This is a genomic window from Belliella pelovolcani, from assembly GCF_900156785.1.
In the GTDB taxonomy this organism is placed as follows: domain Bacteria; phylum Bacteroidota; class Bacteroidia; order Cytophagales; family Cyclobacteriaceae; genus Belliella; species Belliella pelovolcani.
The window spans coordinates 174,726-200,947 of sequence record NZ_FTOP01000005.1; the positions used below are offsets into that span (position 1 = coordinate 174,726).

24 protein-coding genes are annotated in these 26,222 nt (G+C 40.0%); 10 read left to right on the top strand and 14 right to left on the bottom strand.

Annotation, left to right across the window (positions count from 1 at the left end; genetic code table 11):
- Nucleotides 1-63: 63 nt before the first annotated feature.
- Nucleotides 64-1,809, bottom strand: coding sequence for a M56 family metallopeptidase (locus BW935_RS07800; protein ID WP_076500263.1), 1,746 nt, complete (start codon nucleotides 1,807-1,809; stop codon nucleotides 64-66).
- The gene (locus BW935_RS07805; protein WP_076500266.1) at nucleotides 1,806-2,177 is read right to left on the bottom strand and encodes a BlaI/MecI/CopY family transcriptional regulator; all 372 of its coding nucleotides are present in this window, start codon (nucleotides 2,175-2,177) and stop codon (nucleotides 1,806-1,808) included. The genes BW935_RS07800 and BW935_RS07805 overlap by 4 nt, the downstream gene beginning before the upstream one ends.
- A gap of 241 nt (nucleotides 2,178-2,418) precedes the next feature.
- On the opposite strand from BW935_RS07805, the gene pafA reads away from it, so the two are divergent.
- Entirely contained in the window at nucleotides 2,419-4,008 is a 1,590-nt protein-coding gene (gene pafA, locus BW935_RS07810; protein ID WP_245802666.1) for an alkaline phosphatase PafA, read from the top strand.
- Nucleotides 4,009-4,516: 508 nt separating this feature from the next.
- On the opposite strand, the gene BW935_RS07815 is transcribed toward pafA, so the two are convergent.
- Nucleotides 4,517-5,680, bottom strand: coding sequence for a homogentisate 1,2-dioxygenase (locus BW935_RS07815; RefSeq protein WP_076500271.1), 1,164 nt, complete (start codon nucleotides 5,678-5,680; stop codon nucleotides 4,517-4,519).
- A gap of 237 nt (nucleotides 5,681-5,917) precedes the next feature.
- The gene (locus BW935_RS07820) at nucleotides 5,918-6,145 is read right to left on the bottom strand and encodes a CsbD family protein (protein WP_076500273.1); all 228 of its coding nucleotides are present in this window, start codon (nucleotides 6,143-6,145) and stop codon (nucleotides 5,918-5,920) included.
- A 157-nt stretch (nucleotides 6,146-6,302) separates the two neighbouring features.
- Between BW935_RS07820 and recQ the strand changes: the two genes are divergently transcribed.
- On the top strand, nucleotides 6,303-8,435 hold the full coding sequence (recQ, locus tag BW935_RS07825; RefSeq protein WP_076500275.1) for a DNA helicase RecQ: 2,133 nt from the start codon (nucleotides 6,303-6,305) through the stop codon (nucleotides 8,433-8,435).
- Nucleotides 8,436-8,893: 458 nt separating this feature from the next.
- On the top strand, nucleotides 8,894-9,751 hold the full coding sequence (locus tag BW935_RS07830; RefSeq protein WP_076500276.1) for a geranylgeranylglycerol-phosphate geranylgeranyltransferase: 858 nt from the start codon (nucleotides 8,894-8,896) through the stop codon (nucleotides 9,749-9,751).
- A 137-nt stretch (nucleotides 9,752-9,888) separates the two neighbouring features.
- Here BW935_RS07830 and BW935_RS07835 read toward each other — a convergent pair whose 3' ends face one another.
- Together BW935_RS07835 and BW935_RS07840 are read right to left on the bottom strand one after the other, a co-directional pair.
- Entirely contained in the window at nucleotides 9,889-10,068 is a 180-nt protein-coding gene (locus BW935_RS07835; protein WP_076500278.1) for a hypothetical protein, read from the bottom strand.
- 256 nt (nucleotides 10,069-10,324) lie between these two features.
- Nucleotides 10,325-11,101, bottom strand: a complete 777-nt coding sequence (locus BW935_RS07840) for a prohibitin family protein (RefSeq protein WP_076500280.1) — start codon at nucleotides 11,099-11,101, stop codon at nucleotides 10,325-10,327.
- Nucleotides 11,102-11,232: 131 nt separating this feature from the next.
- On the opposite strand from BW935_RS07840, the gene purN reads away from it, so the two are divergent.
- The 7 genes from purN (at nucleotide 11,233) to BW935_RS07875 (ending at nucleotide 19,566) form a co-directional block, all read left to right on the top strand.
- Nucleotides 11,233-11,790, top strand: a complete 558-nt coding sequence (gene purN, locus BW935_RS07845; RefSeq protein ID WP_076500282.1) for a phosphoribosylglycinamide formyltransferase — start codon at nucleotides 11,233-11,235, stop codon at nucleotides 11,788-11,790.
- 113 nt (nucleotides 11,791-11,903) lie between these two features.
- Complete coding sequence (gene purH / locus BW935_RS07850; RefSeq protein ID WP_076500284.1) at nucleotides 11,904-13,430, top strand: bifunctional phosphoribosylaminoimidazolecarboxamide formyltransferase/IMP cyclohydrolase; 1,527 nt, start codon at nucleotides 11,904-11,906, stop codon at nucleotides 13,428-13,430.
- Nucleotides 13,431-13,722: 292 nt separating this feature from the next.
- Nucleotides 13,723-15,219, top strand: coding sequence for a cysteine--tRNA ligase (cysS, locus tag BW935_RS07855; protein WP_076500286.1), 1,497 nt, complete (start codon nucleotides 13,723-13,725; stop codon nucleotides 15,217-15,219).
- Nucleotides 15,209-16,186, top strand: a complete 978-nt coding sequence (locus BW935_RS07860; protein WP_076500288.1) for a M28 family peptidase — start codon at nucleotides 15,209-15,211, stop codon at nucleotides 16,184-16,186. The genes cysS and BW935_RS07860 overlap by 11 nt, the downstream gene beginning before the upstream one ends.
- 18 nt (nucleotides 16,187-16,204) lie before the next feature.
- The gene (locus BW935_RS07865; protein ID WP_076500300.1) at nucleotides 16,205-17,230 is read left to right on the top strand and encodes a LacI family DNA-binding transcriptional regulator; all 1,026 of its coding nucleotides are present in this window, start codon (nucleotides 16,205-16,207) and stop codon (nucleotides 17,228-17,230) included.
- Between the two features lie 117 nt (nucleotides 17,231-17,347).
- Entirely contained in the window at nucleotides 17,348-18,421 is a 1,074-nt protein-coding gene (locus BW935_RS07870; protein WP_076500302.1) for an aldose epimerase family protein, read from the top strand.
- Between the two features lie 2 nt (nucleotides 18,422-18,423).
- On the top strand, nucleotides 18,424-19,566 hold the full coding sequence (locus tag BW935_RS07875) for a galactokinase (protein WP_076500304.1): 1,143 nt from the start codon (nucleotides 18,424-18,426) through the stop codon (nucleotides 19,564-19,566).
- 7 nt (nucleotides 19,567-19,573) lie between these two features.
- Here BW935_RS07875 and BW935_RS07880 read toward each other — a convergent pair whose 3' ends face one another.
- From BW935_RS07880 to BW935_RS07915, 8 genes are all read right to left on the bottom strand, one after another.
- On the bottom strand, nucleotides 19,574-20,158 hold the full coding sequence (locus tag BW935_RS07880; protein ID WP_076500306.1) for a porin family protein: 585 nt from the start codon (nucleotides 20,156-20,158) through the stop codon (nucleotides 19,574-19,576).
- A 93-nt stretch (nucleotides 20,159-20,251) separates the two neighbouring features.
- Nucleotides 20,252-20,623 (bottom strand): response regulator, encoded by a 372-nt coding sequence (locus tag BW935_RS07885; protein WP_076500309.1) that lies wholly within the window; start codon nucleotides 20,621-20,623, stop codon nucleotides 20,252-20,254.
- Between the two features lie 133 nt (nucleotides 20,624-20,756).
- Complete coding sequence (locus tag BW935_RS07890; RefSeq protein WP_076500312.1) at nucleotides 20,757-22,157, bottom strand: sodium-dependent transporter; 1,401 nt, start codon at nucleotides 22,155-22,157, stop codon at nucleotides 20,757-20,759.
- Between the two features lie 39 nt (nucleotides 22,158-22,196).
- Complete coding sequence (locus tag BW935_RS07895; protein WP_076500314.1) at nucleotides 22,197-23,126, bottom strand: SDR family oxidoreductase; 930 nt, start codon at nucleotides 23,124-23,126, stop codon at nucleotides 22,197-22,199.
- Nucleotides 23,119-23,949, bottom strand: coding sequence for a peptidylprolyl isomerase (locus BW935_RS07900; protein ID WP_076500316.1), 831 nt, complete (start codon nucleotides 23,947-23,949; stop codon nucleotides 23,119-23,121). The genes BW935_RS07895 and BW935_RS07900 overlap by 8 nt, the downstream gene beginning before the upstream one ends.
- Nucleotides 23,946-24,881 (bottom strand): hydroxymethylbilane synthase, encoded by a 936-nt coding sequence (gene hemC / locus BW935_RS07905; RefSeq protein WP_076500318.1) that lies wholly within the window; start codon nucleotides 24,879-24,881, stop codon nucleotides 23,946-23,948. Before hemC ends, BW935_RS07900 begins: the two co-directional genes overlap by 4 nt.
- On the bottom strand, nucleotides 24,881-25,789 hold the full coding sequence (gene rimK / locus BW935_RS07910; RefSeq protein ID WP_076500320.1) for a 30S ribosomal protein S6--L-glutamate ligase: 909 nt from the start codon (nucleotides 25,787-25,789) through the stop codon (nucleotides 24,881-24,883). Before rimK ends, hemC begins: the two co-directional genes overlap by 1 nt.
- Nucleotides 25,786-26,220 carry an ATP-dependent zinc protease family protein gene (locus BW935_RS07915; RefSeq protein ID WP_076500322.1) on the bottom strand — a complete coding sequence of 145 codons (435 nt, stop codon included), beginning with the start codon at nucleotides 26,218-26,220 and terminating at the stop codon, nucleotides 25,786-25,788. The genes rimK and BW935_RS07915 overlap by 4 nt, the downstream gene beginning before the upstream one ends.
- Nucleotides 26,221-26,222 lie beyond the last annotated feature (2 nt).

Sequence of the window (26,222 nt, forward strand, 5' to 3'; positions counted from 1 at the left end):
TGGTTTTTAGCTATAATGGAAATGAAATATACGCTTGATTTATCAAAAAGAGGAAGCCACTGGTCAAAAATTGAGTTTAGGCTCCGAATTCTTGAAAATATTCACACTTATTTTTTCTTCATTTCTAGTTAATGTAGTAGGTACAAAAGGACCTTCTATATGATGAGGGCCAGACTTGTACTCTTTTTTTTCATGAAGTAAAAGTCCTTGTAAGATTAGTTCACTGAATAATTCTGTTTCATTCGGGAAATGTTTTACTTCTTTTGAGTTAACTGAAAATGAGGCTTTTCTCATAAAATAAAAGATATTCAAATTGTCTCCAGATGGATAATCCGCTTGTATGGTATTTAATTCTTTTTTCACCTCAATATATTTTTTCTGGTAATAATCGTGTGTGGTAAGTTTTACGAGGTACTCTGGCTTTTTCAATAATCCTTTAGATTCGATCTCTATGACTTGATAGAGAGCAAAGTCCTCTTTTGAATAGTTTCCTATCTCAGAGCCGATTTCAACATCATCAATTTCATAATCTATTTTTTTGCTTTCTTGCCAATAGTCCCAAACTTCTGCTTTGATGGATTTCTTAGTGATAGGTCTACTATAGTGAAAGGTAACATTAATTTTATCCGATGCCTGATATAGTTCCATAAGCTTTGGAAATGTTTCGGGACTTAGAAATGGAAATTCACTGACATTTTCTCTTTCTTCCTCACTCATTTGATCATAAGCTGATTTCAAGTTTTGAATATCTAGGTTTTTCAATTCCAGTACATAAGGGTCATTATATTTCAAAGCCTCTTTTATTGTGCGCTCGTATTTTTCAGAAGAGGGGTCAAACGTCAGCATATGGGACATTTGAAAACTTGGCACTGAAGAGGTAAAGCAAAGAAGCACAATCATGCTCAAGGCAGCAGTGCAGGATCTGAGAAAAATGGATTTTACTTTATCTGTTTTGATAGTCATCATTTTCAATCTGTTTTTGGTGATGGAATAATTGATATAACTGCTCAAACTGAATGCAGTTGACTGCTGGGCTATTTTGGAGAGCAGAAGCAATTGATAGGAATTTTCATTGTTTAATTGATCATTCACTGCTTTGTCAGCAAGGTATTCATGATTCAGTTGTATGACCTTTTTGTAAAGCCAAATGGCAGGATTAAACCAAAAGACGATTTTTAGCGCCTCAACAAACAGTATATCAAGACTGTGTTTTTGTTTGATATGAGCCATTTCATGGATATAGATTTCCTTTTCCAAAGTCTTTTCTTGAAAAGTCTTTTTAGGAACAAAGAAATAGTTTAAAAAGACAAAGGGAAGTGTATCCTTTTCTAGTAAAACATAATTTAAGCCTTTTTCTTTGATGTGTTCATTGGATTGGATAAGCCGTGATAAGCTTAAGATTTTGATCAGAAAAATTAAGAAGAAAATGGAGGCGCCTGTGAAATAGCTAAGCTTTAAAATGCTTGTTAAGCTGAAATAGGATTTTTTATTAAGTTGAGTGGGGGCGCTTTGCTTGGTTGTATTTGGCGCGGCTTTATCGAGGGTTAATGATTCGGTTTTGGCTGAGACTATGGCTTCATCCAAAAGGCCCTGTTCTGATTGAAATATTTTCTCGAGGTTCTTATTGATATCTGGAAGCTTGAGGATATTTATTGGCAGTATGATAATTGATGCAGTCAAAGAGAAAACAAGACTCAACAATAAATAAAACCTATTGAACTGGAAAGTATTAATCTTGGCAAGGAACAGCTGGTATATCATTAGGAAAAGCGTCATCAATACCGCTGCTTTGATGAGGTAGAGCATCATGATTTCTTGGATTTAATTTGTTCATCAATGATTGATTTGAGCGACTCCAATTGTTTCTCCGAAAGATTAGTTTCTGTGGTAAAAAACGATGCAAATTGCGATGGGGAGTCATTGAAAAAGTTTTTTATTAACAAGTTTAATTTGGAGCCAAAATAATCTGATTTGGCAATCAAAGGATAATATTCCCTAGAATTGCCAAACACTTTGAATGCGATAGCTTGTTTTTCTTGCAACCTTTTGAGCAGGGTGGCAATGGTCGTATTGGCCGGCTTCGGTTCATCATAAGCTTCTAAAATATCCTTCATAAATACTTTTTCTTTTTGCCAGATGATATTCATAAGCTGTTCTTCTGCATTTGATAGGTTCATATTCTGTATGTGTAGAGGTTATTCTACAAATATAGAAGCATTATTTGAATATCAAAAGATTAGGTGATTATATTATTTAGTTTAAGACTTTTATTAATACCAATAATCCAGTATTTCCTTTATTTAATAAAATGGTGACTTTGACTTCATATTGAATCCTTATCTTTGCATCTGGAATAATCAAAATCAAATCATCATGTTAAAAAATTTGCTCGTAGCGATCCTAAGTTTTCTGTTTTTAATGCCTGTACAGGCTCAAGTATCCTCCAAAGAGAATAAGCCAAAGCTGGTTGTAGGTATTGTAGTGGATCAGATGCGTCAGGAGTATTTTTATAAATTCCAAGAAAGGTACACTGAGGGAGGATTTAAGCGCTTGATGAATGATGGTTTCATGATGACCAATGGTCATTATAATTATATTCCTACTTACACTGGCCCAGGGCATGCGTCTGTTTATACAGGAGCAACTCCAGCGACACATGGCATCATCGCAAACAATTGGTATGTGAGGAGTTTGGGGAGAAGTATCTATTGTGCGGAGGACAGCACTGTGACTGCGGTAGGCGGTACAGCAGGTAATGGCAAGATCTCCCCTAGAAACATGTACTCCACTACCATTACAGATGAGCTCAGATTTGCCACCAATAAAAGATCCAAGGTAGTGGGTATTGCAATCAAGGATAGAGGTGCTTCGCTTCCAGCGGGACATTTGGGCGATGCTTATTGGTTTGATAGTAAGGTTGGGGAGTTTATGACATCGAGTTATTATTATGAAGAACTCCCAGCTTGGGTCAAGGCTTTCAATGCTAAAAAATTGGCGGAGAAGTATCTTTCAGGTACATGGGAGCCACTTTTCCCAATAGAGACGTATGTGCAAAGTATTGCAGATGACAATGATTTTGAAGGGCCTTTTATAGGAAAGGATAATACGGCTTTTCCTTATGACCTGAAGGCATTGATGGAAAATAATGGGGAGTATGGCCTGATTTCTACTACTCCATTTGGCAACACGCTCACATTAGACATGGCTTATGCGGCCATTGAGGGAGAACAGTTGGGCAAAAGAGGGGAGACAGACTTCCTGGCCGTGAGTTTTTCATCTCCAGATTACATTGGTCATAGATTTGGCCCTACAGCAGTAGAGTTGGAAGATAACTACCTCAGGTTGGATAGAGAGTTGGAGGCTTTTTTTAAGTATTTAGATGAGGAATATGGAATTGGTGAATATTTGGTGTTTTTGACAGCAGACCATGCGGTGGCAGATATTGTGGATTATATGAAATCTGAGCAAGTACCTGCTGGAAATTTCAACAACAGATTTATCCTGACGCAGATGCGAGGTTTTACTTCACAGAAGTTTGGAGAGGGCAATTGGATCTCCAGCTTTTCCAACGAGCAAGTATTTATCAACCATGAATTGGCCAAGGAGAAAGGAGTAAGTGTAGAAGTGATCCAAAGAGCATTGGCTGACTTCTTACTTGGTTTTGAAGGAATCAAGGAAGTGTATACCGCTACAGATATGAGGATTCATGAATACACCCAAGGCAAAAAGTCACTTCTCCAGATGGGCTACAATCATAAGGCTTCCGGAGACTTGCTTTTGATCTTGGAACCAGCTTGGTTGAGCAGTTCCTACAAAGGAACCACCCATGGTACAGGCTACACATATGATACCCACGTGCCGATTGTGTTTATGGGCTGGAATATCAAGCCAGGCAAAAGTTCAAGATATGCGACCGTCACAGATATCGCGCCTACACTTTCCATCATGCTCGGCACTCGACTTCCAAATGGCGCCACAGGTCAGCCGATAGGGGAGATTTTGGATTAAGAGGTTAGTTATTTGTTGATTGAGTTAATTGGGGGATAAGAGAGAGAAGAGTTTATGATTGGCTATTGTGGTAAATGAGAAGAGCGTAAGAATCAAGAGAAAAGAGTCAAGAACAAAGTGAAGAAAATAATCAGAAACCGTTTTTCCTTAGGGATGAGCGGTTTTTTGTTGGAGATGATTTTTGCAATTGTAATGCGATACCATTAGGCTTTATAGCTTGTATGGGATCTTTAGGGAATACTTGAAGTATTACACTAGTCTTAAGTCTTTTAGTACTCATATTTTTACTAGATTAAGTATGGATTTGACATGTATCTGATATGGATTAGATACGGAGTTGATGTTTGTTTATTATCAATAATAACCAGTCCAACCTGTTTTATTCGATCTAATTAGATACTCTCCTAAAATTCAAGATAATTCGAACAACTTATCTAATCCTTTCAAATACCCATAAAAAATTGAGCCGATTAAAAGAATTAATCGGCTCAAATGCATTGTTGAAATTTTACTCTGTCCAGCTCATTGGGTAATTTGGATCGACGAATTCTAGACCTTGGGTGGTGACAAACATGGGTTTAAAGGTATCTAGCATGACGGCTAATTCTTCAGTAGCTTTTGCTCCGATTGATTTTTCGACGGTGCCCGGATGTGGCCCATGTGGTAATCCTCCCATGTGAAGTGTAAATGAACCTCTATCGATTCCTTTTCTACTCATAAATTCACCTTCTGCATAATACAAGATCTCGTCAGAGTCTATATTGCTATGATTGTATGGGGCTGGAATGGCCAATGGATGGTAGTCAAACAACCTAGGAACAAAAGAACAAATCACAAATCCCCAAGCTTGGAAGGTCTGATGTACTGGCGGTGGCTGATGAATCCTTCCCGTAATCGGTTCGAAGTCATGTATCGAAAGGGCATAAGGATAAAGGTATCCATCCCATCCTACGATGTCCAATGGGCTGTGGCCATAAGTATAGGGATGCAACATGCCCTGTTTTTTGATCTGAACGAGGTATTCTCCCTTCTCACTCTCCGTATACATTTCGTGGGGAGGGCGGATATCTCGCTCGCAATATGGAGAATGCTCTAGCAGCTGTCCCACTTCATTTCTGTATCTTTTGACAGTCTCGATCGGGCCTTTGGACTCTATGACCAAGAGTCTTATTGGGCCTTCTTCTTTGAATTCAAATCTATAAATAGTAGTTCTCGGAATCACAATGTAGTCTCCCTGCCTCACTTCCAGTTTTCCAAATTGGGAATACATCACACCTTCTCCATCGTGGATGTAAAGCAACTCATCTCCATCAGCATTTTTGAAAAAGTAATCCATCTTTCTTTGTTCTGGAGAGCAAATGCCCATCATGACATCATTGTTCATCATCAGCATTTTTCTGGCGCTCAGATAGTCTTTGCCAGTAGTGCTTACACCTGCTGTCTTGAGATGGGTTTGGTTGAGCCCATGTTCTTTGGCGATTTTCCAGTCATAAGGAGTGGGTTTGCCGATCTTCTGAACATTATTGGGATTGTGGATATGGTATAAATTGGAGTAGATGCCTGAAAAACCCTTCGAGCTGACCAATTCTTCTTTGTAGAGGCTACCGTCTGGCTGCCTGAATTGTGTGTGCCTTTTTGGAGGGATATTTCCAAGTCTATGATAATATGCCATTTTTTCTTGGGTTTATATTTGTATCCAAATTTAAGGAAATATGCTTAGGAGAGGTTATGGTGTTGGTTGAAATTTTGATTTGGGGGTGTAGTTATAAGGTCGTGAAGGTTGAAAAGTTTTAAAGTTGTTGGACACAGAGGCTTTTTTGATTTTCGATTTGATTTTCCTTTGTTGCTTTGTGAATTGAAATTGATGCATCAGTCGGAAAAAAATAGGCCCAGTTTTACTGGGCTTATTTTATTGTTTTATCTGATCCTTTTCGGATTCTTCTTCTTTTTCTTTGCCAAAGAGCATTTTGGTTAGTTCTTCTTTGGCTGCACCAGTTTTTTGCTGGATTTTACCGAGTAATTGATCTTCTTGCCCTTCTGCATAAGCCAAATCATCATCGGTCAATTCCCCATATCTTTCCTTCAATTTACCTTTCAACTCATTCCAGTTTCCTTTGATTTTCAATTCTAAAGACATAACAATTTATTGGTTTTAGTTTAAAATATATTTCGGCTTAATAGGAGCAAGGACCATTCCAAAGACCCGGTAGTTAGAATTTAATTGCTTAAAAAGTCGATTAACTGTGTTTGGGGAGCATCATTTATTAAATTTGTTTTCATTTTTATCATAAGTCATGAACAATACCACTTTCATCAACCCTTCTGAGGTTTTAACGCAGTTTTTCGGCTACTCAGCCTTTAGGGGCAATCAGCAGGCTATCATTGACTCGGTACTCAATAAGAAAGATACCATCGTCTTGATGCCAACAGGTGGAGGAAAATCTGTATGTTATCAGGTGCCTGCGATGATGTACGAGGGCTTGACTTTGGTGATTTCTCCATTGATTTCCCTGATGAAGGATCAAGTGGATGCCTTGAATGCGAATGGTATTCCTGCTGCATTTCTCAATTCATCCCAAAGTCAGAGTGAACAGCGATTTATTTCTTCCCAAATTGAATCGGGGAAAATCAAGCTATTATACATTGCCCCTGAGCGCTTGTATAGAGGGGATTATCCTTTGATCGATTTTTTGAAGACGGTGAACTTATCCTTAGTTGCCATCGATGAAGCCCACTGCGTTTCCCAGTGGGGTCATGATTTCCGGCCTGAGTATTTGAAAATTGGCGAATTGAGAAAATCATTTCCTCAGATACCCTTTATCGCCTTGACAGCTACAGCAGACAAGTTGACGAGAAAGGATATCGCTGATAAATTGGGTTTGAAATCGTATCAGTGGTTTATTTCATCTTTTGATAGGAGTAATATTACTTATCGGGTTACCGCGAAGCGAGATGCGATGGGCAAATTACTGGAGTTTCTTGATTTTCATAAGAAAGACTCAGGAGTGATCTATTGTCTTTCTAGGAAAAATGTAGAGGAAACTGCTGCCGAATTGCAAGCAAGAGGTTTGTCTGCATTGCCTTATCATGCTGGATTGCCCAGGGAAGAGCGGGAGAAAAATCAAGAGCTTTTTATCAAAGATGAAGTCAAGATCATGGTGGCTACCATAGCTTTTGGAATGGGGATAGATAAGTCCAATGTTCGCTTTGTGGTTCACATGAATATGCCTCAGAATATCGAAGGCTATTACCAAGAGACTGGCAGGGCAGGTCGTGATGGATTGCCCAGTGATGCATTGTTGTTTTATTCGGCACAGGATGCCATCACATTGGGAAGAATGCTCGATCAAGCCGAAAATCAGCAGTTTGTCGATGTGATGCAAGACAAGTTGGAGAAAATGAAAGCTTTCTGTCAGACCAGAGTCTGTAGAAGGAAGTATTTGCTCAACTATTTTGGGGAAAACCATTCCGGGGATTGTGGCAATTGTGATATTTGCTTCCAGAAAGGCAAGCGTCAGGATATGACGATTCCAGCGCAGATGTTGCTCTCGGCTATTGTGAGACTCAAAGAGAATTATGGTATTGGCCATGTACTATTGGTACTCCGTGGCTCAAAGTCTAGTAAGCTGACTGAAGAGCATCAGGCACTCAGTGTATATGGGATAGGCAAGGATAGACCAGAGGCGTTTTGGAAAAACCTTTGCGATAAATTGATTCAAGAAGGATACTTGGCTGAGGCTGGTACACAGTTTCCTACGCTCAAGTTGACAGAATTTGCTTGGCAAAAGCTCAAATCCAAAGAGAAGATTCTGCTACCTATGGAAGAGTCTCTATCCGAGGTGTCCAATAAGCCACAAGCACATCATGAAGGCTTGCTGGATGAGTTGAAAGCCTTGCGGTTTGCCATAGCACAGAAGAGCGGAGTGCCTCCTTACGTGGTTTTTGCAGATAATGCCCTGCTAGAAATGGCTACCTATCTTCCAATGGACGAGCCATCATTCTTGACCATATCAGGGGTGGGTCATGTCAAGGCGCAGAGTTATGGAGATGACTTTATGAAGGTCATCAAAGCATATACTGCTGAGCATAAGTTGACACCTCAGAGAAAAATTCAAACCAGCAGGGTCAAGCCAGCGAGGAGTTCGGCCTCGGAATCCATTACACTGAAACTGTTCAAGGAAGGAAGAAACATCTTTCAAATCGCCAATGAAAGAGGGATGACCCCTCAGACCGTGGAGGAGCACTTGGTCAATATGGTGAAGAAAAAGCAAGTAGAGGCAGAAGCATTTTTGTCCAAGGATGATGTCCTTAATATACGACTGGCCTATAGGCGCCAAGATTCACATTTTCTCAAGCCTCTGAAAGAACATTTTGGTGAGCGATACTCTTATTTCCAATTGAAGGTAGCCTTGGCAGAGGAGAGGTAGGGGGATTATAATATTGAAAAATTTAAGAGTGGAAGATTAGTAATTGCAAAGCTCAAGATTTTAGATTTTTATTTGAGATGGAATTATAGCATTCTTCCGAAGTACCCTTAAGCTTACGGTTTATTAGAGCTGTTTCTTTTTCTGAAAGCTTATGATTCAAAGCCAAAATCTATAATTCTACGATGCTACCTAAAGTAATCTAAAGTCTAAATTCTATGTCTCGTCCTGAAAATACTTGACACTTTTCCTATTGATTAAAGAAGTTCAACCCACTTCGGGGTTGTTGTCTCCTGTATCATCATTAATCCCCGGGTTGCGACCCGGGGCTATTTAAAGTTTAACCCCATTGGGGTTAATGCATTTAAATTCTACAATCTGAAATCTGAAATCTAAAATCACCTTCCTTCTTCCAATGCCAAATTCTTGTCTTATTTTTACGTTGTAATCCAACCACATACATGGCGCAATCATTTTCTTTTTGGAGTTTGTTCAAAATCAGCCGTCCGGCTAATTTGATCATTGTTGCTTTTGCGCAACTCATGACCGCGTATTTTTTGGTAGAGACAAGTAGGCAGGGTTTGCCTGTGCTTCAGGATATCAATTTATATTTATTGGTTTTGTCTACGGTGATCATTACCGCCTCTGGCTATATGATCAATGATTACTATGATGTAAAAATTGATTATATCAATAAGCCAAATGAAGTGATTATCGGAAAGGGTATGAAGCGACGGATGGTGATTTTTTTTCACACGGTATTGAATTTCACTGGTATTGGGATTGCTTGGTATGTAAGTCCTCGGGTAGGAGTGATTACTTTTGTTTCGGCTTTCCTACTTTGGCTTTATAGCAATCAGCTGAAGCGTTTGCCATTTATAGGCAATTTTGTGGTGGCATTATTGACAGGTGTAGCGATTTGGATTGTGGGGTATTACTATCAGCAATCAGAATTGCTTGTGTTGACCTATGCGATTTTTGCTTTTTTTATCAACTTGATTCGTGAGATTATCAAGGATATAGAAGATAGGCAAGGAGATAGGAAGCATGGTTGTAAGACATTACCTATTGTGCTTGGGTTTCGGAATACCAAAAGGGTGATTTTTGTGATCGCTGTAGCTTTTGTTTGTGCTATTCTTACGGTCACTTTCAAGATCAACAATGCTTCCCTATTCTATTATTTTGGAGGGCTAAGTTTCTTATTCTTTTTGTTTATGTATAAGATTTACATTGCTGATCGCAAGGAGCACTTTACACAGTTGAGTATTTTGTCAAAGCTGCTGATGCTGACGGGGATTATCAGCATGGGGCTTTTATAGTACGCTTTTTCAGTTGATGGAACGATGTTAGAACGCGGATGACGCGGATTGGGCGGATGGTCGCGGATGTTTTGGGGTAAAAGGAAGGAGATTAATTAGCTAAGTGCTTACATTTTTGACTTTGTTAGGATAGTTGATTAAAACCATTTTTCAATTTCCTTGTCTAAATCATTTTCAGAAATGACATTTTCATTTTTTGAGTCATCAATCCCTGCTTCAATTTTTTGGATGATTATTAATTGACCGACTAGGTCATCTAAAGTAAATTCTTCTGGAAGGTTCTCTAGTTGTTTTTTTACCTGAGTTTTAGTGAGCATGATGAGTTTTTTTGTTTCAATTTACAACTATTTTAAAAAGAAAGGGACTCTCACTCTTTTTAATTTTATTGATAAGTAGTGCTGAATTGAGATTAATTGGTTTGTTGCAATAAAACGCTGAAGCTGTCCCAAGCATCGGAATTACGTGGATGGAACACGGATGACGCGTATTTGGCGGATGGTCGCGGATAGAGATTGATTTTAAATCTGTGGCTATCCGTCAGACCTGCGACATCCGCGTTCTATCAGAAATGTCCTAATCCTTTTGAGAATTGATCAGATAAGGGGTCTTTCCATCTGTGATGATAATTTTGGTATTGGGTGAGTTGGCTAGTTCACGGAAAGCCTCTATACTTCTGAGTTCGATGATTTCTCTCACTAGTCCTTCGGCCAAGATCATCTGGGCGTTACGTGTTCCTTCTGCTTCTATGCGTCTTCTTTCAGCCTCCTGTCTTTCCCTGTCTAATACATATTGCATTTGTTGTGCCTCTTGCTCAGCTTGTAGCTTTCGCTCAATGGCACGACTCAATTCCAGCGGGAGTTGGATGCTTTTCATCAGTACCCTTTCGATCACAAAACCTCTTTCTAGTAGAGATTCGTCCATACGTTCTTTGATTTCATTTTCGATCTTACTTCGCATACCAGAGTGCATGTCTTTGGCCATGTATTGGGCGGTGACATCTGCTGCGGCAGATCGGAATACATTCATGATCAACACTCGCTCGTAGTTTTCTCCTATGTCTTCGAGGATGAATGGTACTTTATTTTTCTGTATGTTATAAAGAATGGAAATTTCAGATTCGATGGTCAATCCCTCTTTGCTCGGGAGATTGAGTTTGACTTCTTGATTGACTGTTTGAATAGGAACTTTTATTACCCTTGTTGTAAATGGGTTGAAGCCAACTAGACCTGCATCGGCGATATTTTCGTTGAGTTTACCAAATTTTCGTTTGACACCTACTTCACCTTGGCGAACGACGGTACAAGAGCTGATTAGAATCGCTAGAATGGATAAAAACAGAATATTTCTCATATATTTTTGGATTAGTTTCAGCTAACTTAACGAGAGAATACTTACCTAAGGTTGTCTATTCAAGGGCTTATCATTGAAATTCTTTTTAATAAATCAGTATTTTTGGATTCTCAAATAAACAGCCCCCTCAATTGAAGAATATAGCCATACTTGCATCAGGAAGCGGTAGCAATGCCGAGAAAATCATGGAGTACTTCAAAGGATCTGCCAAAGCCCGAGTGGTCTTGGTAGCCTCAAACAAAACGGATGCTTTTGTACTACGAAGAGCCAGCAAGTTTGGTGTTCCTACTTTTACTTTTTCTAAATCTGACTTGACAGCAGGAGTTTTGACTGAAAAACTTAAAGTGCTGCATGTCGATTTGGTAGTGCTTGCTGGATTTTTGTTGAAGATTCCAGACAATTTGATCCAAGCTTTTCCCGAGCGGATTGTAAATATTCATCCTGCTTTGCTTCCTAAATATGGGGGTAAGGGGATGTATGGCATGCATGTGCATCAGGCCGTGAAAGATGCGGGAGATCAAGAAACTGGCATCACCATCCACTTAGTCAACGAGAATTATGACGAGGGCAAGATTATTTTTCAAGCCGCAGTAGCAGTAGCTTCGACGGATAGTCCTGAAGCAATTGCGCAAAAAGTCCATTCACTAGAGCATAAATACTTCCCAAATGTGATAGAAAGCCTGCTTTAATCCCTTGGTTTTCCTACCTTTGCAACTTGAAAAATTATTCACCAAAATATAGCCACAGAAAGACAGCTAGTTCCTTGGTGTATTAGCTTCTCTCGTGGCAGTCACAAAAAAACATGGCTACCAAAAAAATCCAATCAGCTTTAATTTCAGTCTTTTACAAGGACAATCTCGAATCGATCATTGCTCAGCTCAAAGCGCAAGGCGTAACAATCTACTCTACAGGTGGAACCCAACAGTTTATTGAAGAGCAAGGAGCCGCAGTTGTTCCCGTGGAGGAATTGACTGGTTATCCTTCTATCTTTGGAGGGAGAGTAAAGACTTTACATCCAAAAATTTTTGGTGGAATTCTTCATAGAAGAGACCATGAAGGGGATATTTCACAAGCTAGAGAATTTGATATCCCTGCGATTGATTTAGTGATTGTTGATTTGTATCCATTTGAAGAGACTGTGGCATCTGGCGCTTCAGAGGCTGATGTGATTGAGAAAATTGATATTGGGGGCATTTCCTTGATCAGGGCAGCAGCCAAGAACTTCAAGGATGTAGTGATCATCGCATCCAAGGATCAATATGGAGAGTTGGAGGAGAGGTTGAAATCACAAGATGGCGCGACTACCCTGGAAGATAGAAGATATTTTGCTGCACAGGCCTTCCAAGTATCTTCCAATTATGATACCCATATTTTCAATTACTTCAATCAGACAGCAAATATCCCAGCATTGAAGGTGTCTGAAAACAAAGCCAAGGCCTTGAGGTATGGTGAAAACCCTCATCAGGCGGCTCATTTCTACGGAGATCTTGAGGCGCTTTTTGATCAATTGAATGGGAAAGAGCTTTCGTACAATAATTTGGTGGATGTAGATGCAGCAGTAGCCCTAATTGCTGAATTCAAAGGAGAGACAGCATTTGCGATCTTGAAGCATACCAATGCTTGTGGAGTAGCGATCGCTTCAAGTGTAAAGGAGGCATACCAAAAGGCCTTTGAAGCAGATACGACTTCTGCATTTGGAGGTGTATTGGTCACCAATCAAAACGTAGATTTGGCTGCTGCTGAGGAGATGAACAGTCTGTTCTTTGAAGTATTGATAGCGCCATCTTTTGATGCCGATGCGCTAGATTTATTGAAGGGAAAGAAAAACAGGATCCTCTTGAAGCAAAAAATGGATCTTCCTGGTACCAAGCAGATCAAAACTTTGCTCAATGGCATCATTGAGCAAGACAAGGATTTGCAAACCGAATCAAAAGCGGACTTTAAGGTAGCCACCAAAGTTGCACCTTCTGAGATGGAAATGGATGCTTTGGTTTTTGCAGCCAAGGTGTGCAAGCATACCAAATCTAATACGATCATATTGAGTAATAGCAATCAATTGTTTGCTTCGGGTGTGGGACAGACTTCAAGGGTTGATGCTTTGAGACAAGCGATAGAAAAAGCAAAGTCTTTTGGTTTTGACTTAAAAGGAGCTGTAATGGCTTCGGATGCGTTTTTCCCTTTTCCTGACTGTGTAGAGATTGCTTCAAAAGAGGGCATTACCGCGGTGGTTCAGCCTGGAGGATCTATCAAGGATCAAGATTCTATAGACTTCTGTGATGCAAATGGGATGAGTATGGTGATGACAGGTGTGAGGCACTTCAAGCATTGATTGAGTAGAAATGAAATGTAAAAAAAGAGGCCTGACAAATTGATGTACAGGCCTCTTTTTTGCTCAAATTCTTATACTTTAGGCTTGCTACGCACATTTATTACAAAAGTGAACTTGATAATATTACGAAAGATGAAATAACTAATTTACTTATTGAGTTATGCTTAAAATAAATCTACATTATTGCGCCTTAATTTTTTCACTTCATAAATTCTAAAAGCTAATTTGCAAACTTATCCTTTACTTTGTGATGTTAAGTGCTTAAATCTGCACAATGACTAATATTTAAACTATGGCACATCATTCTAAATTGAAAATATATAATACCCTTTCCAGACAGAAAGAAATTTTTGAACCGATCAATGCGCCCTTTGTAGGGATGTATGTATGTGGTCCTACTGTGTATGGAGATGCACATTTGGGTCATGGAAGGCCTGCGATTACATTTGATACAGTTTATCGCTACTTGAGTCACTTAGGTTATAAAGTACGATATGTCAGGAATATCACTGATGTGGGGCACTTGCAAGGTGACGCAGATGAAGGGGAAGACAAAATCGCCAAAAAAGCCAAGCTTGAGCAGCTTGAGCCCATGGAAGTAGCTCAGCAATACACGGATACTTACCACAGAGATATGCAGGCCTTGAATACCATCAAGCCGAGCATCGAGCCAAGAGCTACGGGACATATTCCAGAGCAGATAGCATTAGTGCAGGGGATTCTGGAAGAAGGTTTGGCTTACGAAGTCAATGGTTCAGTTTATTTTGATGTGTTGAAATACAACGAGACTCAGCAGTATGGGAAACTATCGGGCAGGGTATTAGAAGAGTTAGTGTCTGGGAGCAGAGAATTAGACGGACAGTCTGAGAAAAGGAATGCCGTAGATTTTGCACTTTGGAAAAATGCTGCTCCAGAGCATCTGATGAAGTGGGAATCTCCTTGGGGTATGGGCTTTCCTGGATGGCACCTTGAATGTACCGCGATGAGTTCTAAGTACCTTGGAAAGCATTTTGATATTCACGGTGGAGGGATGGACTTGATGTTTCCTCACCATGAATGTGAAATTGCCCAAGGAAATGCTTGCAACCATCAGGATCCAGCCAAATACTGGATGCACAACAATATGATCACGATCAATGGCCAGAAGATGGGGAAGTCGCTGGGTAATTTCATAACACTTCAGGAGTTATTCACAGGGAAGCACAGCTTGTTAGAGCAGGCTTACAGTCCGATGACCATCAGGTATTTTATCCTGACAGCACATTACAGATCCACTTTGGACTTCTCCAATGATGCCTTGAAAGCTGCTCAGAAGGGCTACAAGAAAATCATCAATGGACTCAAGATTGCCAAAAAACTAGAATTTGTATCAGATGTGACTGAAGTACTTGATGAAAAGCAAATTCAACAGGTGGAGCAGATCATTACCAATGCATACCGAGCTATGGATGATGATTTCAATACGGCACAAGCGATAGGGCATTTATTCAACCTCTTGAAAAAAATAAACTCAATTTATACGGGACAACTCAAAGCTGCTCAGTTTGGTCAAGAAGTGTTTGAAAAGATGATCGAGACCTTTGTTACTTTCGTGGAGGAAATCCTAGGCTTGGAAGAAGAGAAACCAGATCACCAGGAAGGACTTTTGGATGTATTGTTGAAGCTTTATGCTGAAGCAAAGTTGGCGCGAGATTACAATAAAGTGGATGAGATTAGGAATTCACTCAAAGGACTAGGAATAATTGTCAAGGATATGAAAGACAAAATTGATTGGGCTTATGAAGAATAAATTATTGATCATAGTTTTTTTGATCTGCGCTGCCGCATCTTGTGACTCTGGGAATTCCTCTGAGCAAGTAACTGATATTACTTATAAGTCTGTGCCTGAATTCAATGCGGACTCTGCTTATGCATTTATCCAGCAGCAAGTTGATTTTGGTCCTCGTGTTCCGATGACGGAGGGTCATAGCTTGACTAGAGATTGGATTATTGACAAGTTTGAGGAGTTTGGTTTGACTGTGCAGAGACAGGATTTTCAAGCGAAGACCTACGACGGCTTGACTTGGGATCTGACTAACATCATAGCCTCCTACAAGCCAGAAGCAAAGAAAAGAATTATGATTTCTGCGCATTGGGATACGAGGAGAATAGCTGACAAGGATACTGAGCGCATAGACGAGCCAATAGATGGGGCTAATGACGGAGGCTCTGGTGTAGGGGTAGCTTTAGAATTGGCTAGAATTATTGCTACTTCTGAATTGAAGCCTGATGTAGGTGTGGATTTTATTCTTTTCGATGGAGAAGATGATGGTGAACCAGAGACTGCATACAGTAGAAATAATACTCAAGTTTGGTGGTGTCATGGATCACAGTACTGGTCCAAAAACCCACACGAAAAAGGCTATAATGCTTATTTTGGTATTTTGTTGGATATGGTGGGAGCCAAAGGAGCCAGATTTTACCGAGAGGGATATTCGATGTATTATGCCAAAAACATTGTCAATAAGGTATGGAACTATGGGATTGAGTTGGGCTTTTCTGATCATTTTATTTTGAAAGATGCTGGAGAAATCACAGATGATCACTACTTTGTGAATAGAGATGCAAAGATTCCTATGATTGACATCATTGAATTTTCACCTCAGACAGGTTTTGGGCGCTATCATCATACCCATGATGATAATATGGATATCATTGACCCACGTACATTGAAGGCTGTGGGACAGACAGTACTTTTCACAATTTATCAAGAATAGAGCACTAACAACAAGTTTATGAAAAGAGGCCATCAAGTGACCATGAAGGAGATTGCAAAGAAGCTGGGATTGTCAGTTTCTACAGTTTCCCGTGCTTTGAAAGATTCACCAGAGCTACATCCTGAGACCAAGCTCAAAGTGGTAGAAATGGCCAAAAGCATGAACTATCAACCCAATCTATTGGCTCAGTCCCTGCGGATCAGTAGAAGTAAAGTGCTTGGAGTGATTGTACCGGAGTTGACTTCACATTTTTTCTCTAGCAATATCTCAGGCATTCAAGACACAGCTTACAAGCGTGGGTATAATGTCATGATTTGTCAATCAAACGAGTCTTATGTACAGGAAATTTCCAACATCAAAATCTTGGTTGCCTCACAGGTGGATGGTCTTTTGATTTCATTGAGCAGGGAGACAAAAAATTACCAGCATTTACAAGACCTATATGATAGAGGTATTCCTTTTATCATGTTTGATCGTGTGACTGAAGAAATCCCTGTTTCTAGAGTCACTGTAGATGATGCCAATGGAGCCTATCAAGTGACCAAGCATTTATTGGAGCAAGGTTGTAAGAAAGTAGCCTTCATTTCAGGTCCTCAAGATCTATATATTAGCAAAAAAAGAAAAGAAGGTTATCTCAAAGCTTTGGTGGAGTTTGGGATAACTGAGGCGGAGAGTAGGGTTTACATATCCGATCTCAAGGAAGAGACAAATAAACAAATAGCCAAGCAAATATTAGAAGAAGCCGATAGAGCAGATGCCATATTTGCTATGATTGATCCATTGGCCATAGACGTGATGCTGGTGCTCAAGGAGCATGGGGTCAGAATTCCAGAAGATATCGCATTGGCTGGTTTTACTAATAATCCGACGTCTTCCGTCGTAGAGCCCTCGCTGACCACGGTTGTACAACCGGGCTATGAAATGGGTAAAATAGCAGCCAACCATCTTTTAGATCAGTTGGATGAAATTGCCTCTGATGATCCTCAATCCTTCATTTTGGATACCACTTTGATCGCAAGGAATTCAACTCTTAAGAAGAAGTAGAAATCAATTGCTAGGGCAAATCGACTGAAAATCAAACTTTTTCCCTCTTATCTTTACAATTAATGGGTTATTTGGCTTTCAAGTTTTATTTTTAGCGCTCAAACCTATACCATTTGTATGATTTCAGAATGCCAGATGCATATTGCTTCTTTTGGTCAGACACCAGAGGGACAAGTGATTCAGATTTTTACTTTAGAAATACCAGGAGTGATTAAAGCCTCAATCATGACCCTAGGGGCAACTTTGACTGAACTGCATGTTCCGGACAGGTTTGGAAAGATGGAAGATGTAGTATTGGGCTTTGATTCACTTGAGGGTTATTTACAAGATGCCTATCAGCAAGAATACTGCTACTTGGGAGCTACCATTGGAAGAGTAGCTGGTCGGACTAATGGCAATCGATTTGAAATCGAAGGCAGACTTTATCAGCTACCAGAAAATCAAGGAGACGTTCATCTTCATGGGGGAGTGTCAGGATGGGACAGGAAGCTTTGGGTTGGGAAACCATTTCAATCGGAAAATGAAATTGGAGTTGATTTTTCTCTATTTAGTCCAAATGGCGAAGAGGGGTATCCTGGCAATATCCATGTCTCTGTGAGATATGCGGTCAATTTGGAAGGAGAGTTAAAAATCAGTTATGAAGCCACTACTGATCATGCTACCATCATCAATCCTACCAATCATAGTTATTTCAATCTCAGTGGAGATCACAGTGAGACCATTTTCGACCATGAATTGACTATCCCGGCTGAGCATTATTTGCCCATTGATGGTAGTTGCTTTCCTTTGGAAGAGCTAAAAAATGTAAGTGGTAGCCCTTTTGATTTCAGAAAATCAAGAAAAATAGGAGTTGCACTAGCAGAAAATCATCCACAGTTGAAAAATGGAAATGGTATTGACCACGCCTTTAAGCTCAATACAAGTAATCCTGAAATAATATTGTATCATCCCAAGTCTGGGAGAAGAATGACTTGTATAACCACAGCACCAGCAGTTCAAGTATATACTTCTAATCACTTTAAAGGGACTTACCCAGGGAAATCCAATTCATACTACAAGCAGCATGCAGCAATTTGCCTAGAAACTCAAGGATTCCCTAATGCAGCGAATCGTCCTGATTTCCCAACAATCAGATTGAATCCTAATGAAACTTTTGAATCACAAACCATTTTCAAGTTTACCATACAATAGTCATGTACCAAGAGATTAAAAATATATTTCAAGCCCATTTTGCTCAAGAACCCCTTCTTGTATATTCTCCAGGTAGAATCAATCTAATAGGGGAGCATACTGATTATAATGGAGGATTTGTACTTCCGGCTGCTATTGATAAGAAGATGGTTGTCGCTATAGCAGAAAATGGATTAAAAACCTGTAGGCTATACTCAGTAGATTTCAAGGAAGAGTTTGCTTTTGAAATTGATTCATTTTCTCCCAAGCCAAGTCATTGGGCTACTTATATCATGGGTGTAGTAGCCCAATTGCAGGAGGCAGGCTATCCTGTGAGGGGTTTTGATATGGTTTTTGGTGGAGATATACCTGTAGGAGCCGGCTTATCATCTTCTGCGGCTTTAGAGTGTGCGGTTGGTTATGGCTTGTCCGCACTTTTTGACTTTGAAATACCTAGAATTTCATTGGTTCATTATGCACAAAAAGCCGAGCATACCTTTGCTGGTGTTCAATGTGGGATCATGGATCAGTTTGCCTCTGTCATGGGTAAGAAGGATTATGCTATCAGGTTGGATTGTAGGACGTTGAAGTTTGAGTATTTCCCGATTGATCTTGGAGACTATCAATTGATGCTAATCGATACGAAGGTGAAGCATAGTCTTTCGGAAAGTGCCTACAACACCCGTAGAGAAGAATGCGAGGCAGGAGTAAAAGCCGCCCAAAAGATCGATTCAGCCGTGAGAGATTTAAGAGATGTTTCTTTAGAGCTTTTAGAGCGCTTAGAAGTAAGTGATGTCGTCAAAACCAGATGTAAGTACGTGATCGAAGAAAATCAACGGGTATTAGATGCTTGCGAGGCACTTTCTAAAGGAGATCTAGAAACTTTTGGAAAAAGTGTATTTGCATCCCATCAAGGGTTGAGTCAAGAATATGAAGTGAGTTGTAAGGAACTTGATTTTTTGGTGGACTATGCCAAAAATGAATCGGAGATTTTAGGAGCAAGGATGATGGGCGGGGGATTTGGTGGATGTACCATCAATATTGTCAATAAGGCTCATGTAGATAGAATCAAAAAAGAGGTAAGACAACAGTACCAAGCCTTATTCGGTAGAAATCCTGAATTCTATTTGGTTTCACCAGAGGAAGGGTCTGGAAGAATAGGGTAGGAGAAGGTTAGAATAATCTAAACCCTGCAGAGAGGACCAATTGAGTTTGCCTTTGATCTGTCTGGAATCCTGCGACGCTACCAGCTATTCTATTGAGAGAGCTTTCGTACTTGGCATCTAAGATTAGATTGCCAAGATCTAGGCCAATACCTGCTTGATAACCTATCGTTGAGTTTCTATATTCTATGTTTTGGGTTGCAGCAATAGGGTTTTCTCCAAAAGACTGATCTAGCAAAATGCTTGCGATTGGACCTGCTTGTACTCTGAAAAACTTAGCCAATTTAAAGCCAACCATCATCGGGATGTCCAGTCTGTTGAAATTTGTTTCTATGGTTGCGTTGTTGTTTTCGTCCACAATAAAACCTCCTGTATTGGTATAAAGAAATTCTGGTTGCACGAAAATAGATGCTCCACCCATTCGGACAAATGCTCCAATGTGGTAGCCCATTTTGTCCTCGCCTGATGCAAAACCATCACCGTTGACTTTGATATTGGCTTGAGATACGCCAAATTTTGGTCCAATAGAAAAATCTTGTGCCTTCAAGGTGGAAATCATCAGGAAAGAGAAAAGCAGAAGCAGGATATTTTTCATTTCAATTTGGGTTTGGGTGTGTGAATTAACAAAAACCTCAAGTTATCTCAAAGTTTCCAAGATACTAACGAAAGAAAAAGCCTCAATTGTTTTTCAATTGAGGCTTTTGTTTACAAATCTATGGGCTATATCATATAATTCATAGAAATCCATTGGCTTTGGCAATAGTCTGTCAAATGCTACAGTGCTTATTCCTCGAAAATAATCAATGTCGCCAGCTGTAAAACCTATGATTGGGATCCTAGAGGTTTTATCATTCAGTTTGATTTCAGCGAGCAATTGAATTCCGTCCATTTCAGGCATCATGATATCAGTAATCACGATATTGAAATCACTCTCATCATTGAGTAGTTGCATGGCTTCACAGCCATTTTGAGCAGTTTTGACGGTATTATTTTCTTTCTCGAAAAGCTTCTGAAGTATCAGTCTATTGATAGCATCATCATCTACTACAAGAACTTTCATATGTTAGGTCAGGGTGAACGCTACCAATATCAGAAAAAATAATTTAAAAAACATAAAAGTATATATAAAAATAAAAAAAAGGTTTTCGGTCTGATGACCAAAAACCTTTTTTAAAGATTTAAAACCTTAATTATCAACCTCCTGCTTCTGGTTCTCCGAAGACACCAAATAGATTGAGTAATACCAGCCCGATAACCAATGGACACACAAATCTGATGAAGAATATCCAAACCTGTCCTGGGCTAATTCCGAATAAGATTTTCTTTTTGAATGTAGGAGCACCTAATGCGATCTCATCAACAAGTTTGCTGCTCTTGAAACCCCATCCTGAAAATAATGCAAACAAAAGACAAAGCACCGTCACAGACAAAGTACCAAAAGTCCAATCCATGATATCGAACCAGCCAGTTTTCTGAATCGATCCAATTTTCATGGTAACTTTACTAAATACACTTTCTTCGATAGAACTTAGGATTGCAGGGATAGAGACAACCATGGCTGTGATTCCAACTCCCCAGGCTGCTTTCTTTCTCGAGATTTTCTTTTCATCAATCAAATAGCCTACTGGTACTTCTAGCATGGAAATAGTAGAAGTCAAAGCCGCTACCATCAAAAGCAAGAAGAAAGAAGCACCTATGATTGATCCACCTGGAATTTGATCGAATACTTGAGGGAGAATTTTAAATACCAATGAAGGTCCTTCATCTGGCTTCAACCCTAAAGCAAAAACTGCTGGGAAAATCATCAGACCACCCAAAAGTGCTACAAAGCTATCCAATGCACCAATCCAAAGACCACTTGTTACTAAGTTTGAACTCTTTGGAAGATAAGAACCATAAGTCACCATTAGACCCCAGCCTACACTCATTGAGAAAAATGCTTGACCTAAGGCGGCTAATATTACCCCTCCATTAATTTTAGAGAAATCAGGGTTCAAGTAGTAATTGATACCCTCTGAAGCACCTGGTAAAGTTACACTTCGTCCTGCTATCAAAATGATCAGGATGAATAACACAGGCATCAACAGCTTGGAAGCTTTTTCAATACCCCCAGATACACCTCCTAAGATCACCAAGATAGTGATGACCATAAATAAGAAAGTGAGCGGAACTATATACTTTGGAGTCTCTATGAATACATCAAAATCAACTGGGATATTGATCAGTTCTGTGATGATATAGCCAACCGTCCATCCTGCAATCACAGAATAGTAAGTCAAAACCATGAAACAGATGACAACACTCATGATCCCAGGGATCATCCAGAATTTATTGTCAGAAGCTTTTTTCATCGCTCCGATTGGGTTTTTACCAGTCAATCTACCGATGGCGAGCTCGTTGAAGAGCAAAGGTATACCGATGAGCAATACACATAATATGTAGACGAACACGAAGGCTCCACCTCCATTTTCACCAGTGATATATGGGAATCTCCAAATGTTACCTAATCCGACTGCAGACCCAGCAGCAGCCATGATAAACCCTAGGCTAGAGCCCCATTGCCCCCTGCCTTCAGTTTCCGTATTTAATGCCATGCTTTATTGATTGAATTTTGTTGATTGATTATTGAAATGTTAAGAATCGGCTAATTTAAGTTGTTTTGACAAAATACCAATTCCATCCATAAAACTTTTGGGCCTGTAGTCAAGCTCTTGAAAAGCCTTATTGATGATAAATCCTGTCCTCATGGGTCGTTGAGCAATTTGCTTGAAATGTTGAGAGTCGGTTTCGCTGATCAAGCTTTTATCCAAGTCAAAGTATTCCGCTGTTGCTATGGCCATATCATATGGTGTCAGCAGGTCTTTGCCTGATATGTTAAACTTCCCTACAGCATTTTTTTTGATTATTTGAAGGCAGCCTTTTGCTAAATCCTCTGCCAGTGTTGGAGTGCGAACCTGGTCGTTTACAACTTGTATTTTCTTTCCTTGCTCTAGGGATTCCTTGACCCAAAGGATAATGTTAGACCGGCTCATGTCATTGGCGACACCATACACTAAAACTGTTCTGACGATAGCAGATTTAATATTTGATCTCTCAATGATTCTTTCTGCTTCTAGCTTTGTCCACCCATAGAAATTCACAGGATTAGGAGCTGCTTCTTCATCATAAGGGCCAGCTTCTCCGTCAAATATAAAATCAGTAGAAAGGTGAATCATGTGCGTGTGGTGCTTTTCACATGCCGAAACTAGATGGTGTACGGCATTGATATTGAGATCCTTGCAGGCCTCAAGTTCTTGTTCGCATTGATCTACATTGGTCATTGCAGCAGTATGGATCAAGTAATCAGGCTGAAATTGGTCAAAAACGTTCTGAACCTGTTGTGGATCTCGGATATCCATACTGATCCAGTTTTCTACTTGCCAGTCTTCAGGAAATCTACTGTCTCCCAGTCCAGATGGCAGCAATTCATATTCGCCTTCCTGAAGAATCAACTGAACCAATTTTTGACCGAGTAGCCCGTTGGCACCAGTAATAAGTATTTTTGCTTTGTGCAGCTTATTCATAGCTGTAGCCAAAGTCCTTCGTTATTTTCTTTTTAGGGAGTTGGTTGACTGTTACCTTCATATAGACAGTCTCGATGGGCTTATCCTGTGGGCTGGTTTTTTCCTTTGCGATTTCTTCCATGACTTCAAGCCCCTTGATCACTTGACCGAATACGGTGTACTCATTGTCCAAATGTGGTGTGCCACCGATAGTCGTATATGCTTCCACTTGTTGTGGAGTCATTTTTTTACCCAGACTTGTGCTGTAAAAATCCTCAAGCTTTTCTTTATGATCAAGCATCAGTTTGTTCATGGCATCAAACTCCCTATTTTCATACAGGTTTGTATAGGTTTCCCTCAACTCAGCATTGCTTTCTAATCTCAGGTACTGGTTAAACTTCTCACTCAACTGGCGCATGTCTGTGGTCAATTCCAATTTGTCATACACTTTACCCTGCACGATATAAAACTGAGAACCACTAGATGCGCGCTCCGGGTTTACATTATTGCCCATTCTGGCAGCAGCGATCATCCCTTTAGCGTGAATCAAGTCTGGCTTGATTTCAGCAGGTACAGTGTACCATTCCTCTCTTGGGAGTTTTTCTTTGGCAAATACGTCACCACCTTGAATCATAAAGTTTTCGATCACGCGATGAAATTCCGTTGAGTCGAAACGTCCTTTTTCAGCTAGTTCAATAAAATTCTTTTTGTGCTTTGGTGTCTCGTCAAATAGGATGGCATACATGTCTCCATGTCGCGTTTCGATTTTTACCAGGTAGTCTTTTTCAACAGCACAACCGAAAGCTAGGAAGGCTAATAAGATGATGAATATGTTCGTTTTCATTTGTTTAGGGCGGATTTTATTTCTTTTAATATTTTGTCACCTCCAGCCGAAAGGACCTGGTCTGCAAGGATTTTACCTAGATTTTCAGCTTCATTGTTGCTGCCAGATACTTCTTTGATGATTCTTTCAGAGCCATCTAAGCTTACAATACCACCTTTGAGCTTAACTCTTTCTCCATCATATTCGGCCAATGCAAAAACTGGTATGCTACAACCCCCCTCTAAAACCCTGAGATAGGCACGCTCGGCTAATAATCTGTAGCCAGTTTCTTCATGGTGAGTTGCCTCTATGATTTTCGCTTTCAGATCTTGGTCCATATTGGTAGATGCTTCGATGGCAACAGAACCTTGACCTACGGCAGGTGTGAATTCATCCAGAGAAAGTTCATGCATGATCATGTCATCATAGCCCATTCTGTGTGCACCTGCATAAGCTAACAAGAGCGCATCACATATACCTGATTCCATTTTAGCGATCCTCGTTTGTAAATTTCCTCGGACTTCTGCAGTTTTGATATGGGGATAATAATATTTTAAAGTGGCTACTCTCCTTGTGGAGGAAGTGCCTAATACTAGCTGCTGATTTGGATTTTTATAGTCTAAGTCCTTCTTGTGACTTAAAATGATGTCATTTACTTTTTCTCGCTCAGTAAATGCAATCAACTCAAATCCCTCTGGTAAAGAGGACTGCATGTCTTTGGCGCTGTGAACTGCAATATCAATACTTCCTTTGGCTAGTTGTTCTTCCAGTTCCTCCGTAAACACACCTTTACTGCCGATTTTAGCAATAGACACATCCAATATTTTATCACCCTTAGTTTCAATGATTACAATTTCTGAAGGGATTCCTTTTGCTTTGAGTAAGTCTGCTACATGGTAGGCCTGCCATAGGGCTAATTTGCTCCCACGGGTACCTATTTTGACTGTATGCATTATTCTTTGATTTTTCGTTTAGTTCCTTTTTTATTGACAGACTCTTCGATGAACTTGATGATTTCGCCAGCGATATCTATTCCCGTAGCTTTCTCTATACCTTCTAGTCCAGGTGAGCTATTGACTTCTAAGATGAGTGGTCCTCTTGCTGATTGGAGCATGTCTACTCCTGCAATATCAAGTCCTAATGCTTTTGCAGCACCTAGGGCTGCTTGTTTTTCAGCACGAGAAAGTTTGATGACTGTGGCTTTTCCACCTCTGTGGAGATTGGACCTGAACTCACCTTCTGCACCTTGCCTTTTCATCGCTCCTACTACTTTACCATTGACGATAAATGCCCTGATGTCTGCCCCCTTTGCTTCTTTGATAAATTCTTGGACAATAATTCTTGCTTTGAGTCCATGAAAAGCCTCGATTACCGATTGTCCCGCCTTTTTGGTTTCAGCAAGAACGACACCTAGTCCTTGTGTTCCTTCCAATAATTTGATGATCAATGGAGCTCCACCTACATGTTCAATAAGGGTTTTTTCACCTCCTTTGGAAAAATTCGTAAATGCTGTTTTGGGCATACCTAGTCCAGCTTTGGAAAGAATTTGCAAGGATCTGAGTTTGTCTCTACTCCTGACAATCGCCTGAGATTCTACGGCTGAAAACGTCCCCATCAACTCAAACTGCCTTACTACGGCAGTGCCATAAAAAGTAACAGAAGCGCCAATTCTCGGGATAATCGCATCTACACCAATGACTTTTTCTCCCTTGTAAATGATGGAGGGACCCTCTTGCTCGATGATGATATCACATAAGGAGTGGTCAATGATCACTGCTTCATGCCCCGCTGCTATGATCGCTTCGTGAAGTCTCTTGGTAGAGTAAAGGTGTGAATTTCTGGAAAGGATAGCGATTTTCATTTTTTTGATTTTAGGGACAAGTTTACTTCGGCGACATCTACTAAAAATTTACCTTGAATCATCTTCCTTCCGATCAAGATAGCATTTCTCATTTTTGACCTGTCAGTCAAAGTGAATTCAGCGTCAAATTCTTCTTCAAACATAATAACTTTTGTACTCACTTTGTATCTCACCTCCGCTTGCCCAAAGGAATTCTTCACCTTTTTCTGTGTATAGTTTGAGGTAGCTATGATTTTATCTTTGTACTTTTTATTATCTGGACTCAATACTCTATAGAAAAGCGTCATCACTCCGTCTACCTCTCGCTCTTCGGTGTAGGTACAATGAATGGAACTGGTATATGCACCAGTATCTACTTTGGCAGTGACCATTTTGAGCCCCCATTCAGGTAGGGTGATTCTCTCTCTTCTTCCGATTACTTTTTTTTCCATAT